The organism is Dietzia cercidiphylli (assembly GCF_014145145.1).
Lineage (GTDB): Bacteria > Actinomycetota > Actinomycetes > Mycobacteriales > Mycobacteriaceae > Dietzia > Dietzia natronolimnaea.
The window spans coordinates 1-13,103 of the sequence record NZ_JAALEA010000275.1; the positions used below are offsets into that span (position 1 = coordinate 1).

13 protein-coding genes are annotated in these 13,103 nt (G+C 71.7%); 12 read left to right on the forward strand and 1 reads right to left on the reverse strand.

Annotated features, from left to right (window positions below; translation table 11 throughout):
- Nucleotides 1-561 (reverse strand): enoyl-CoA hydratase-related protein (locus G6028_RS10265; RefSeq protein ID WP_182658801.1); only part of this gene is annotated, 561 nt, incomplete at its 3' end.
- Between the two features lie 129 nt (nt 562-690).
- Between G6028_RS10265 and G6028_RS10270 the strand changes: the two genes are divergently transcribed.
- The 12 genes from G6028_RS10270 to G6028_RS10325 all read left to right on the forward strand — a co-directional run.
- On the forward strand, nt 691-2,406 hold the full coding sequence (locus tag G6028_RS10270; RefSeq protein WP_182658802.1) for a DAK2 domain-containing protein: 1,716 nt from the start codon (nt 691-693) through the stop codon (nt 2,404-2,406).
- Nucleotides 2,403-4,679, forward strand: a complete 2,277-nt coding sequence (recG, locus tag G6028_RS10275; protein ID WP_182658803.1) for an ATP-dependent DNA helicase RecG — start codon at nt 2,403-2,405, stop codon at nt 4,677-4,679. The genes G6028_RS10270 and recG overlap by 4 nt, the downstream gene beginning before the upstream one ends.
- Before the next feature lie 29 nt (nt 4,680-4,708).
- Nucleotides 4,709-5,296 (forward strand): 16S rRNA (guanine(966)-N(2))-methyltransferase RsmD, encoded by a 588-nt coding sequence (gene rsmD / locus G6028_RS10280; RefSeq protein ID WP_182658804.1) that lies wholly within the window; start codon nt 4,709-4,711, stop codon nt 5,294-5,296.
- Nucleotides 5,293-5,766, forward strand: a complete 474-nt coding sequence (gene coaD / locus G6028_RS10285) for a pantetheine-phosphate adenylyltransferase (RefSeq protein ID WP_182610806.1) — start codon at nt 5,293-5,295, stop codon at nt 5,764-5,766. Before rsmD ends, coaD begins: the two co-directional genes overlap by 4 nt.
- Nucleotides 5,767-5,893: 127 nt before the next feature.
- A complete protein-coding gene (locus G6028_RS10290) occupies nt 5,894-6,685 on the forward strand; it encodes a DivIVA domain-containing protein (protein WP_182658805.1) in 792 nt (263 codons plus the stop codon).
- A gap of 24 nt (nt 6,686-6,709) precedes the next feature.
- The gene (locus G6028_RS10295; protein WP_182610669.1) at nt 6,710-7,300 is read left to right on the forward strand and encodes a YceD family protein; all 591 of its coding nucleotides are present in this window, start codon (nt 6,710-6,712) and stop codon (nt 7,298-7,300) included.
- On the forward strand, nt 7,297-7,995 hold the full coding sequence (gene rnc / locus G6028_RS10300; protein WP_182610668.1) for a ribonuclease III: 699 nt from the start codon (nt 7,297-7,299) through the stop codon (nt 7,993-7,995). Before G6028_RS10295 ends, rnc begins: the two co-directional genes overlap by 4 nt.
- Nucleotide 7,996: 1 nt before the next feature.
- Nucleotides 7,997-8,905, forward strand: coding sequence for a bifunctional DNA-formamidopyrimidine glycosylase/DNA-(apurinic or apyrimidinic site) lyase (gene mutM / locus G6028_RS10305; protein WP_182658806.1), 909 nt, complete (start codon nt 7,997-7,999; stop codon nt 8,903-8,905).
- A 5-nt stretch (nt 8,906-8,910) separates the two neighbouring features.
- A complete protein-coding gene (locus G6028_RS10310) occupies nt 8,911-9,363 on the forward strand; it encodes an OsmC family protein (RefSeq protein ID WP_182610124.1) in 453 nt (150 codons plus the stop codon).
- On the forward strand, nt 9,360-9,680 hold the full coding sequence (locus G6028_RS10315; RefSeq protein ID WP_182610125.1) for an acylphosphatase: 321 nt from the start codon (nt 9,360-9,362) through the stop codon (nt 9,678-9,680). Before G6028_RS10310 ends, G6028_RS10315 begins: the two co-directional genes overlap by 4 nt.
- 134 nt (nt 9,681-9,814) lie before the next feature.
- On the forward strand, nt 9,815-12,508 hold the full coding sequence (locus G6028_RS10320; RefSeq protein ID WP_206685744.1) for an HAD-IC family P-type ATPase: 2,694 nt from the start codon (nt 9,815-9,817) through the stop codon (nt 12,506-12,508).
- A 26-nt stretch (nt 12,509-12,534) separates the two neighbouring features.
- Nucleotides 12,535-13,103: AAA family ATPase (locus G6028_RS10325; RefSeq protein WP_182658807.1), on the forward strand; the 569-nt coding region annotated here is incomplete at its 3' end.

Consider the following 13,103-nt stretch of genomic DNA (forward strand, 5'->3'; position numbering starts at 1 on the left):
GTAGGTGGTGAGCAGTCCGATCCCGTAGGCCCGCGCCCCGTCCACAGGCTCGTTGCCCAGGATGAACGCCCGGGCCGCCGCGGGCCCGATCGCGCGGGGCAGCCGCCAGGACATCCCGCCGTCCGGCGACAGGCCGATTCCCGGGTAGGCCGCGAGCAGGCGGGTGTCCGGGCCCCCGACGGAGAAGTCGGCGGCCAACGCGAGGGAGAGCCCGGCCCCCGCGGCCCAGCCGGCCACCGCGGCCACCACCGGCACAGGTGCCTCCTCCAGTTGCCTGACCACCACGTGCAACCGGTCGGCCAGCTCGCGGACGTGCTCCGAGCGGTCCTCGGCGGCGGCGAAGCCGGGCACGTTCCCACCCGCGCAGAAGTTCCTGCCCAGGCCCACGAGGAGGATCGCACCGGCGTCGATCTCGCCGGCGAGGAGCGCGGCCAGTGCGGTTCCGGCCTGGGTGACGGCGTCGGAGTCCAGCGAGTTCCCCCTGCCCTCGAGGGAGATGGGGATGGTGAGCACACCGTCCTCGAGGGTGACGAGGGGAGTGGCGTTCAGGGCAGTGGTCATCTGGGCTCCAGGGAGTGGTACGGGCCGTCTCGGCCTTTTCGACGGCTGTCGCAAGGTGAGGGTACTAGGCTTGGCCGCGCCGACCGACGGAGTCGGACCGTTGGGGTGGACGGACGCCGAGGAGGGGTGATGGCACAGGAGTCGACGAGTGTCGAGAAACGTCCGTCATCACTGGACGCCCACGGGCTTCTGGGGTGGGCGCGTCGGTGTGTGGAACATCTGGCGACCCACCGCGAGGAGATCAACGCCCTGAACGTCTTCCCGGTGCCGGACTCCGACACCGGGACCAATCTGCTCTACACGATGAGAGCCGCGGTCGACAGGGCCGAGGGCGAGGAGGCGTGGATCGCCGAGGGCGGGGGAAGTGCCGGCGCCCGCGAGATCGCCGTGGCGCTCGGTCACGGGGCCGTCCACGGTGCGCGGGGCAACTCCGGCGTCATCCTGTCCCAGGTTCTCCGGGCGGTCGGCGAGGCCGCGACCTTCACCGTCGTCGACGCCTCCACCTACCGTCGAGCGCTCCGGACGGCGGTGACCCTCGTCGACCATGCGCTCAGCGATCCGGTGGAGGGCACCATCGTGACCGTGTTGCGGGAGGCCGCCGGGGGCGCCGGTCGGTCGTCGGCGACCTCGCTCGTCGAGGTGGCACGGGCGGCCGCGGATGCCGGGGCGGAGGCCCTCGACCGCACCACGTCCCAGCTGCCCGCGCTGGCCCGGGCGGGGGTCGTGGACGCGGGCGGCAGAGGCCTGCTGGTGCTGCTGGACACCATGGTCGAGGTGCTCGGGGGACAGGCGCCGGAGCGACCGGACTACTTCGTCCCCGAGGACCCGTTCACCGAGCCGTCCGCGCAGTGTGACGGGACGGACGGTGGTGCCCCGGAGTCCTCCGCCGACACCCGGTACGAGGTCATGTACTCCCTGACCCATTCGGACGACGCGCGCGCCGACGAGCTCAGGTCCGCTCTCCGGACCCTGGGCGACAGCGTGGTGGTCGTGGGCGACGGTGGAACGGGGGACAACGCCCGCTGGGCGGTCCACGTCCACACCGACGACATCGGAACGGCGGTCGAGGTCGCGCTCTCGCTCGGCCGGGTCACCGAGATCCGTGTGACGGACATGTTGGACCCGGTGGGCGGGAGCCCGTCGACAGGGCACCGTCGACGGGATGGGTCCGGGGAGGGGGCGGACCGGACCGGGCGCGAACCCGAGCGGACGGTGGTGGCGATCGTCCCCGACGGGCCGCTCGCCGAGCTGTTCTCGGGCGCGGGGGCGCGAACGGTCGATCCGGACGAGGGCGGGGTGATCGACGCGGTGCTGGCACTGTCCGCGGACGAGTTGCTGGTGCTGCCCAACGGTGAGCTGTCCAGGGCGCAGATCGGAGCACTCGACGCCGCCCTGCGCGACGTCGACGGCAACGCCCTCATCCTCCCGACGGGGTCGGTCGTCCAGGGGTTGTCCGCGCTGGCCGTCCACGACCCCTCGACCACGTTGTCCCTGGACGGCTTCGGGATGGCGGACGCGGCCGCGGCCACCCGGCACGCGCACCTGGTGCGGGCCGAACACGACGCGCTCACCCTGGTGGGTCGCTGCGCCGCCGGGGACCTCCTCGGCATGGTCGGCCACGATGTCGCCCTCATCGAGACGGACCCGGTGGACGCGGTGTGCGCGCTCGCGGACCGGTTGCTCTCCTCGGGCGGCGAACTCGTGACCCTGCTGCTCGGCGCCGACTACGACGACGCCGCGACGCAGGAGGCGCTGACCCGGATCCGCGACGGTCACCCCGACGTGGAGGTCGCCGGGTACGCGGCCGGACCGGGCCGGGTGCTCGCGCACGTCGGGGTCGAATGACCGCGTTCGCCACCACGGACACTCCGCTGTCGGAGGTCCTCGACGCCGGACTGGCCGAGAGGATCACCACGGCCTTCGGTCACCGGACGGTCGGCGACCTGCTCCACACCCTGCCCCGCCGCTACCGCCAGCACGGGCAGCGCTACGACCGGCGGGAGCTCGTCGACGGCGAGCGGGTGACGATCATCGGGACCGTCGCCACCGCAGCGACCCGCACCTACACCACCAAGCAGGGCCAGCCGCGGGAGATGCTCACGCTCACCGTGAAGGACGAGGACACCACGTTCAAGGTGGTCTACTTCGCCGGCCGCAGGATCAAGTTCATGCTCCCGGTGGGCACGGTGGCGATGTTCGACGGGACGGTGTCGCGGTTCCGCCAGTCCCTGGATCTCAAGCACCCCGAGTTCCTGGTCCTCCGATCGGTCGCCGGGCCCGGCGGCCAGCTCAAGGGCTCGGGTGACCTCGCCGCGCTCGCGCGACTCTCCGCGGAGATCGACGCCGAGGGCGGCCCGAGCCTGTTCGACCGCCCGCTCCTGCCCATCTACTCGGCCAAGGAGAGTGTGACGTCGTGGGACCTCCTCGGTGCGGTCGTCACCGCGATCCGCGCCCTGGTCCCCGTGGTGGACCCCCTCGACGACGCGGTCCGGCAGGCCGCGGGGTTGATGGGCCTCGACGAGGCGCTGCGCAAGGCCCACCTGCCCGGATGCGTCGAGGACGCGGACAGGGCCGGCCACCGCCTCCGGTTCGACGAGGCGATCGCACTGCAGCTGCTGCTGGGGGCCCGGCGCCGCTTCGTCGCCCGTGACCCGGCGCCGGCCAGCCCGGTGCGCGGGGACGGCGTCCGAGCCGCGATGGAGTCGCGGATGCCGTTCGAGCTCACCGCCGGGCAGCAGACCGTCCTCGAGGAGATCTCGGCGGACCTCACGCTCGACGAACCGATGAACCGCCTGCTCCAGGGTGAGGTCGGCTCCGGGAAGACGGTCGTCGGACTGCTCGCGATGCTCCAGGTGGTCGATGCCGGGCGCCAGTGCGTGATGCTGGCGCCCACCGAGGTCCTGGCCACCCAACACCACCGCTCGCTGACGGCCATGCTCGGTGATCTGGGGGAGCGGGGCCGACTCGGTGCCGCGGACCAGGCCACCCGGGTGGTGCTGCTGACCGGGTCCATGTCCACCGCGGAGCGGCGGGCGGCCCTGCTCGACATCGTCACCGGTGAGGCCGGGATCGTCGTGGGCACGCACGCGCTCATCCAGGACTCCGTCGACTTCTTCGACCTGGGGTTGGTCGTGGTCGACGAACAGCACCGCTTCGGGGTCCGTCAGCGTGACCGGCTCCGCGCCAAGGGGCGGGACGGGATGGTCCCGCACCTGTTGGTGATGACCGCGACGCCGATCCCCCGCACCATCGCGATGACGGTGTTCGGCGACCTGGAGGTCTCCGAGCTGGGGGAGCTGCCCGGTGGCCGCAGACCCATCTCGACCTCCGTCGTGCCGGCCCGGGACAGGCCGAGATGGGTGGAGCGGACCTGGGAGCGGGTACGGGAGGAGGTCGGGGCGGGTCACCGCGCGTACGTCGTGTGCGCGCGGATCGACGCCGACACCACCGACGCCCCGGACGGGGCCACGAAGGGAGGGGACGACGACAGGGCCGGCGACAGGCCCCCGCTGGTCGCCGCCGTGGAGCTCCACCAGTACCTGTCCACCGGGCCTCTCGCGGGGCTCCGCATCGGCCTCATGCACGGTCGGCTGCCTCCCGAGGCCAAGGACGCGACCATGACCGGTTTCGCCACCGGCGATCTCGACGTGCTGGTGTCGACGACCGTGATCGAGGTCGGGGTCGACGTACCGGAGGCCACAGTGATGGTGGTGATGGACGCCGACCGGTTCGGGGTGAGCCAGCTCCACCAGCTCCGGGGACGAGTGGGTCGGGGTGGCCTGCCCGGGCTCTGCCTGCTCGTGACCAACTCCCGCGAGGGGGGCAAGGCGATGGAACGTCTGAACGCCGTGGCCGCCACCACCGACGGGTTCCTGCTGGCGCAGCTCGACCTGGTCCAACGCCGCGAGGGCGACGTCCTCGGAGACGCCCAGTCGGGTGCGCTGGCCTCGCTCCGGTTGTTGTCCGTCGTCGACGACGGCGAGGTCATCGAGATCGCACGCCGGCACGCCGAGGAGATCCTCGACTCCGACCCCGGTCTCGACACCCACCCGGCGTTGGCCGAGCGGGTCCGCCGACTGTCCGGATCGGACGAGTCGGACTACCTGTTCAAGTACTGACCACCACCATCTCGACCATCAGGGGAGCCATGACCCGCATCATCTCGGGCCGCCTGCGCGGGCGGTCGATCACCGTGCCGCCCTCGGGGACCCGGCCCACCACCGACCGCGTCCGTGAGGCCCTGTTCAGCGCGATCGTCAGCCGGATGGATCTGGACGGTGCCACGGTCCTGGACCTGTTCGCGGGATCCGGCGCCCTCGGGTTGGAGGCGGTATCCCGGGGCGCCGACGAGGTGTGGTTCGTGGAGGACAACCCCCGGGCGGTCGCGAGCATCCGCGCGAACACCGCGGGTCTGTCGTCGTCGTTCCCGTCCGTCCGCCCGTCCGTGAGGCGGGCGGCGCTACCCGCCGCCGTCGCGGGGCCGTGCCCGGTGGCCGGCGGGTTCGACCTCGTCCTCGCCGACCCACCGTACGAGAAGTCCGGGGAGGTCGACGCCCCCGTCCTCGAGGCGTTGTCGGCGGGAGGCTGGCTGGCCGGGGACGCCCTCGTGGTGTGGGAGAGGTCCCGACGGGACCCGGCCGTGCGATGGCCCGACGGGTACGAGGTGGTGTTCGAACGGACCTACGGGGAGACCGCCGTCGAGATCGCCCGGACGGTTGATACGGTCGCCCGATGACCACCGTCGTCTGCCCAGGCTCGTTCGACCCGGTGACCCTCGGGCACCTCGACATCATCCGGAGGTCGGCGCAGCTGTTCGACGACGTGATCGTGTGCGTCGTGGCCAACCCCAACAAGCAGGGGACATTCACCATCGACGAGCGGAAGGCGCTCATCGAGGAGGTCTGCACCGACCTCCCCGGGGTCCGCGTCGACAGCTTCTACGGGTTGCTCGTCGACTACTGCCGCGAGAAGGGCGCCACGGCCGTGATCAAGGGCCTGCGCGACTCGACCGACTACGACTACGAACTGCCGATGGCCCACATGAACAGGTCGATCGCGGGGGTGGACACCGTGTTCCTGCCGACCCGGGCGGACCTGGCCTTCGTGTCCTCGTCGCTGTGCCGCGAGGTCACCCGTCTGGGCGGGGACGTCTCGCATCTCCTGCCGGATCCCGTCGCACGGGCCCTGAAGGACCGGCTGGGCTGAGCGGTGGGGCCGGGCGGCGAGCCCCTGCGCCCCGGACCACCGGACACACCGCCGCCGCACCCGCACCGGGACCCGGCTTGCGGGCACACTGGTGTGGCAAGAGTGACGATCCGGTGAAGGGACGAGCGTGTACCGAGTGTTCCAGGCCCTCGACGAGCTGAACGCGATGATCGAGGATGCCCGCAGTCTGCCCATGACCGCGAACTGCGTGGTGCCCCGGCACGAGTCGCTGCTGTTGCTCGATGACATCCGTGACTCCTTCCCCGGTGAGCTCGACGACGCCCAGGACGTGCTGGATCAGCGTGACAGCGTGCTCGCGGAAGCCGACGCGACCGCCCGGGACACCGTGTCCGCCGCGGATGCCGAGGCGGATCGCACGCTGCGTGAGGCCCGGGCGGACGCCGACGCGATGCTCGCCGACGCCAAGGCACGGGCCGATCGCATGGTCGCCGAGGCCACGGCCCACGCCGACGGCCTGGTGGGCGACGCCCGCGCGGAATCCGCCGATCTGCTCGACCGGTCCCGCCGCGAGGCCGAGTCGACCACCGCCCGTGCCCGTGCCGAGTCCGACCGGCTGGTGGAACAGGCCAACATCATCTACGACCGCACCATCACCGAGGCCCGCCAGGAGCAGCAGCGGATGCTGTCGGAGTCCGAGGTCGTCCGGATCGCCGACGAGGAGGCCAGCCGGATCCGGGACGCCGCGCACGCGGAGAGCGACCGTCGGCGCGAGGAGTGCGACGCCTACATCGACGACAAGATGGCGCGGTTCGAGGAGTTCCTCGGCTCGACCATCCGTACCGTGTCCCGCGGGCGCGAGGAGCTCCACGGCGTCACCCCGGCCGGGCGGCGTGAGGCCACCGGCCGCCGCGGGGCGCGCGAGGGCGATCACTACGGCGACGGGTACGGGGACTACTGATCAGAGACGGGTAGTCTGCTGGGCGTGTCCACCACCTCCCGCAAGCGACGCCAAGGCCGCCCGGCCGCCGATTCCCTCGTCCTCGACACCCGCAGCATCACCCGGTCCCCGGGGGCGATGACGCAGGTCCAGCGTGCCGCGGTGCTGCCGTCGGACATCGGGGTCGAGCTGATCCGGATCCCCCAGGGGGCCGAGGTCGACCTGGATCTGGCCCTGACCTTCGTCGAGGAAGGGGTGTTGGTGACCGGCACCGTCGCCGGGCGGGCCACCGTGGAATGTGCGCGGTGTCTCGGCGAGTTCACCAGCGAGGTCTCCGTGGATCTGACGGAGATGTACGCCGTCGAGGGCACGGCCGCGGCGGACGGCGCGGAGCAGGACGAGGTGCGCCTGCTCGACGGAGACCTGCTGGACCTGGAACCCGCCCTGGTCGACGCCTTCGGTCTCGAGTTCCCGATGTCGCCCACGTGCACGGACTACGGTCTCAGCGACTGCGTCAACCCCGACACCCCCGCGCCGGACGGGGTCTCGGGCAGCACCGAGGGACGCATCGATCCCCGCTGGGCCGGCCTGGCGGAGAAGTTCGCGGACCCCGGGATCGACGAGGGGGCCGGGTGACGGACCCCTCCCCGGAGCTCGGCGCGGTCCTGGGTGTGCAGCTCCCCGCGGAGCTGGCCGCACAGGCGCTGACCCACAGGTCGTACGCCTACGAGCACGGGGGCCTACCACACAACGAGCGGCTCGAGTTCCTCGGCGACGCCGTCCTGGAGCTCGTCGTGACCGAACATCTCTACACCGCGTACCCGGACCGCCCGGAGGGCGACCTCGCGAAGATCCGTGCCAGCCTGGTCAACACCTACGTCCTGGCGGACATCGCCCGCGAGCTGGGCCCCGACGGACTGGGCGCGCTCCTCAGGCTCGGCAGGGGGGAGGAACTCACCGGCGGGCGGGACAAGCACTCGATCCTGGCGGACACCCTGGAGGCGGTCTTCGGCGCCGTGTACCTGACCCACGGTCTGGAGGTGGCGCGGGGGATCGTCGAGGGGATCATCGGTGAGCGCCTCCGCGTGGTGCCCACCCTGGGTGCGGCGTTGGACTGGAAGACCAGCCTCCAGGAGAAGTGTTCGGCGCTCGGTCGGCCCAAGGCCCGGTACGAGATCACCTCCACCGGGCCGGACCACGACAAGACCTTCGCCGCGGTGGCGCTGGTCGGTGACGATCCACTGGGGGAGGGCGTCGGTCGGACCAAGAAGGAGGCCGAGCAGAAGGCCGCCGAGCAGGCCTGGGCCGCCCTGGACCGGGCCGCGGGCTGACATGCCGGAACTCCCCGAGGTCGAGGTGGTGCGGCGCGGCCTCGAGTCCCACGTGGTGGGTCGTCGGATCCTGGATGCCGACGTGTCCGGGGCCCGCACGGCCCGCCGTCAGCCCGGCGGGCCGGCGGAGATCGTCGCCCGATTGCGAGATCGGGTGGTGAGCGGGGCCGGCCGCCGCGGCAAGTACCTGTGGTTGACCCTGGACGGGGAGCACACCGCGGGAGCCGACTGTCTGCTGGTCCACCTCGGGATGAGCGGCCAGATGCTGGTCACGTCCTCCGACGCTCCCCGGGTGCGACACCTCCACGCCCGCGCGCTGCTCGACGACGGCAGGGAGTTGCGGTTCGTCGACCAGAGGACGTTCGGCGGGTGGACCGTCGTCCCGCTGGCAGAGGCCGCCGACGGCACCCGTGTGCTCCTGCCCGCGCCGGCCGCCCACGTGGCCGCCGACCCCTTCGAGCCGGGATTCGACGAGCTGGCCACGGCGCGGACGATCCGCCGCCGGGACACAGAGATCAAACGGCTCCTGCTGGATCAGACCGTGGTGTCGGGGATCGGCAACATCTACGCCGACGAGGCGCTGTGGCGTTCCGGTGTCCACGGCCGTCGGCGCGCGGGAGCGTTGACGCTGGCCACCGTCCGCGGGGTGCTCGGTCACGCCCGTGACGTGATGTCCGACGCGTTGGCCGCCGGGGGCACCTCGTTCGACGCCCTGTACGTCAACGTCAACGGGGCCTCGGGATACTTCGACAGGTCTCTCGACGTCTACGGGCGAGCGGGGCGGCCCTGTGCGAGATGCGGGACGCCGGTGGTCCGCGAGGACTTCATGAACCGCGGTTCCCACTTCTGCCCCGCCTGCCAGACGGCGCCACGCCGTGGTGGGGCGCGCCGGACCCGCTCCGTACGATGACCGTCATGACGACGAGCGGTAAGGACAACACCTCCCAGAACCCACCGGCCGCCACCGAACTCCGGGTGGAGCGGGCCGGGACCCGGCGGTACGTCGGGCTCTCGACGCGGGGCGCGCGAGTGGAGATCGGCTCGGCGGACGTCGAGGGCGTGTTCACCCCGGGTGAACTGCTCAAGATCGCCCTGGCGTCGTGCACCGCGATGGCCTCGGACTTCACCGTCTCCCGCCGGCTCGGCGAGGACTACGAGGCCACCGTGCGCGTGGCCGGGGACGCGGATCGCGAGGCCGAGCGGTACCCGCGGTTGGAGGAGACCTACGAGCTCGACCTGTCCGGGCTCGATCCGGCCATGCGGGACAGGCTGCTCGACATGATCAGGCGATCCGTCGACAAGGCGTGCACCGTGGGCCGGACGCTGCAGTCGGGCACCGAGGTCGAGCTCGGGTTCGATCTCCGATGACAGGCCGGCGCGCCGCTGACGGGGGCCCGGGCGGTCCCGATCCCGCCCCGGTCCGGATGGTCGCCTGGGTGCACGGACACGTCCAGGGCGTGGGTTTCCGGTGGTGGACCCGCTCCAGGGCGCTCGAGCTCGGGCTCGTGGGATACGCCGCGAACAAGGCCGACGGCCGGGTCCATGTGGTGGCCGAGGGGCCCCGCCGGGCGTGCCTTCAGCTCGTCGACCTGCTGCGGGGCGGGGACGGGCCGGGCACGGTGGAGCTCGTGGTGGACTCCTGGGAACCGGCCCGGGGGGACCTGACCGGATTCCGCGAGCGCTGAACGCACCCTCGGCCCCGGGCCCGGAACGGTGTAGGGGCATTCTGGAGACGGACCGATCGCGACGTTCGAGACAGACCGGAGGACCGGACCATGACCTCATTCAGGACCTCCGGCACAGGAGAAGAGAAGGTGACGTGACTACCGACACCTGGCACGCACTGGAGGTGCCGGAGGTACTCGACCGGGTGGGCACCGGCACCACGGGACTGACCTCCGAGGAGGCGACGCGCCGTCTGGAGCGCCACGGTCCCAACCGGTTGGAGGCGACCGACGCGACCGCCGCCTGGCGGGTGCTGCTCCGGCAGTTCCGGAGCCCCCTTGTCCTGTTCCTGATGGTCTGCGCCGCCATCACCCTGGTGCAGGGTCACCTGGTGGACACCGCCGCGATCACGGCGGCGGTCGTGCTCAACGCGGCGATCGGGTTCTGGCAGGAGCGCAAGGCGGAGACGGAGGTCCGGGCCCTGCAATCCCTGGCCTCACCCACCGCCCGCGTGCGGCGGGACGGTCACGTGCAGACCATCGACTCGGCCGATCTGGTGCCCGGAGATCTCGTGCACCTCGACAGCGGCGACCGCGTCCCGGCCGACCTGCGGCTGATCGAGGCGGTGTCCCTGAGGGTCGACGAGTCGATGCTCACTGGCGAGTCCCTGGCCACGGACAAGGACACGGACCCGGTCGCCCCCGATGCGCCGACCGGAGATCGGACCGGCATGGCGTTCAGCGGCTCGCTGGTCTCGTCGGGCCGTGCGACGGGTGTCGTGGTCGGCACCGGCGCGGGTACCGAGCTCGGGGCCATCAACGAGCTGGTCCAGGACACCGCGGCGGCGGCACCGCTCACCGCCCTGATCCACTCCATGGAGCGGTGGATCGGCCTGATCGTGGGGATCTCCGCTCTGGCCGTCTTCGCCGCCGGGCTCGCGCTCGGACACGACGTCTCGCTGATGTTCCGGACCGCGGTGGCTCTCGTGGTCTCCGCGATCCCCGAGGCGCTACCCGTGGTGCTCACCGTGGCGATGAGCGTGGGCGTGGCCCGGATGGCGCGGCGCAATGCGATCGTGCGGCATCTGCCGTCGGTGGAGACCCTCGGGTCCACGACGGTGATCGGGTCGGACAAGACCGGGACCCTGACACAGAACCTGCTCACCGTGGAACGGCTGTGGACCACGGAGGGGGAGATCGCTGTCGACGCCGCGACCGGGGTCGGCACCGACACCGGTCGGATCAGCGCCGTCGCGGAGACCGCCCTGCGCGCGGGCGCGCTGACCAACGAGGCCGTCCCGACACGGGACGACCCCCTTCGCTTCACCGGCGACGCGGTGGATGCGGCGATGGCCGCGGTGGCGGTGGGACTGGGCGTCGTCACGCCGACCGAACGGGCCGCCGCCCCAGTGGCGCACATGCCGTACGAGCCCGAGCTCGGGTTCTCGCAGACGATCCGGAGCGAGGGCGGTCGGCCGGTGCTGTACGTCAAGGGTGCGCCCGACGCGGTCTCCGCGATGTGCTCGAGCATGCTCACCGCAGGGGGCACCACGACCCTCGATCGGGCAGCCGTCCTGGCAGCCAACGACGCCCTGGGCTCGGAGGGGCTGCGGGTGATCGCCACGGCCCGCCGGGAGCTCGAGGACGGGGATCCGCGGCTGGCCGGCGACACCCTGGAGGGCGCACCGGAGGACCTGACCTTCCTCGGCCTGGAGGGGATGACCGATCCTCCACGTCCGGGCGTCCAGGAGGCGATCGCCGGCTGCCGGTCGGCGGGGATCCGGGTGATGATGATCACCGGTGACCACCCGGTCACGGCCACCGCGATCGCCGGGAGGCTCGGGCTGGACACCGGCACGCCCCCGCTGACCGGGGCCGAGATCGCGGCCCTGGACGACACGATGCTCCGGGCCCGGCTGGCGGATGCGACGGTCGCGGCCCGGGTGTCGCCACAGGACAAGATGCGGATCGTCGAGCAGCTCATGGCGATGGGCAACGTGGTCGCGGTGACCGGGGACGGTGTCAACGACGCGCCCGCACTACGCGTCGCCTCCATCGGGGTCGCGATGGGCGACTCGGGCACGGACGTCGCCCGCGAGGCCTCCGACGTCGTCCTCACGGACGACGACTTCAGCACGATCGTGCACGCCGTGGAGGAGGGGCGGGTCACCTTCGCGACCATCCGCAAGGCGACCTTCTTCCTTCTGTCCTCGGCGATCGCGGCGTTGCTGGCGGTCGCGATCAACGTCTTCACCAATTCCCCGCTGGTCCTGCTGCCCGTCCAGATGTTGTGGGCCAACCTGGTGACCTCGGGGATCCAGGTGATCGCCCTGGCATTCGAACCCGGCGAGGGCGACGAGCTGGAGGTCCCCCCGCGCGACCTTCGTGAGGGTGTCCTCGATGCCACCATGTGGTGGCGTACCGCGCTGAGCGGGGTGTGGATGGCGGTGGTGACGCTCGTCGTCTACGAGCGCGCGATCTGGGAGGGAGTGGACACCGATCACGCCCGCACCCTGGCACTGACAGTGCTGGTCGCAGCCAGTTTCTTCCACGTGATGAACGCCCGTGCCCTCCGTCGGTCGGTGTTCACCCTCAGCCCGCTGGCGAACCCGCTGTTGATGGCCGCGACGGCGGTCGCCGCCTGCCTCCAGGTGCTGGTCGTGAGCTGGCCGGTCCTGGCCGGCCCGATGGGTCTGAGCCCCCTGAGTCCAGGTGAGTGGGCGATGTGCGTGATCGTCGGGGCCACGGTCGTCGTGGTGTCGGAACTCCACAAGTTGGCGGTGAAGCCGGCTGCCCGGCGGCGCGCGGCGGCGATTGTCGCCGTCGGGGTCACGCCTCCGGGGCGGTAGCCGGCCGTGCCATAGGATCGACAGTCGTGTACCTCAAGTCGCTGACGCTCAAGGGCTTCAAGTCCTTCGCGGCACCGACGACGCTGAGGTTCGAGCCCGGCATCTGCTGTGTGGTCGGACCCAACGGTTCCGGCAAGTCCAACGTCGTCGACGCGCTGACCTGGGTGATGGGTGAGCACAGCGCCAAGTCGCTGCGCGGCGGCAAGATGCAGGACGTGATCTTTGCCGGGACCGCAGGCAAGGCACCGCTCGGCCGCGCGGAGGTGACGCTCACCCTCGACAACTCTGACGGCACGCTGCCCATCGACTACGCCGAGGTCTCGCTGACCCGGCGGATGTTCCGCGACGGTGCGGCCGAGTACGAGATCAACGGGGACCGCGCCCGCCTGATGGACGTCCAGGAGCTGCTCTCGGACTCGGGCATCGGGCGCGAGATGCACGTGATCGTGGGCCAGGGCAAACTTGCCGAGATCCTCGAGTCCAAACCCGAGGAGCGTCGCGCCTTCATCGAGGAGGCCGCCGGCATCCTCAAGCACCGTCGTCGCAAGGAGAAGGCGCAGCGCAAGCTCGCCGGGATGCAGGGCAACCTCGACCG

Excerpts from the sequence above, each read along its gene's own strand:
- rsmD (WP_182658804.1), top strand. The coding sequence starts at position 4,709 with ATGACCCGCATCATCTCGGGCCGCCTGCGCGGGCGGTCGATCACCGTG.
- mutM (WP_182658806.1), top strand. The coding sequence starts at position 7,997 with ATGCCGGAACTCCCCGAGGTCGAGGTGGTGCGGCGCGGCCTCGAGTCC.
- G6028_RS10315 (WP_182610125.1), top strand. The coding sequence starts at position 9,360 with ATGACAGGCCGGCGCGCCGCTGACGGGGGCCCGGGCGGTCCCGATCCC.
- G6028_RS10310 (WP_182610124.1), top strand. The coding sequence starts at position 8,911 with ATGACGACGAGCGGTAAGGACAACACCTCCCAGAACCCACCGGCCGCC.
- G6028_RS10270 (WP_182658802.1), top strand. The coding sequence starts at position 691 with ATGGCACAGGAGTCGACGAGTGTCGAGAAACGTCCGTCATCACTGGAC.
- recG (WP_182658803.1), top strand. The coding sequence starts at position 2,403 with ATGACCGCGTTCGCCACCACGGACACTCCGCTGTCGGAGGTCCTCGAC.
- coaD (WP_182610806.1), top strand. The coding sequence starts at position 5,293 with ATGACCACCGTCGTCTGCCCAGGCTCGTTCGACCCGGTGACCCTCGGG.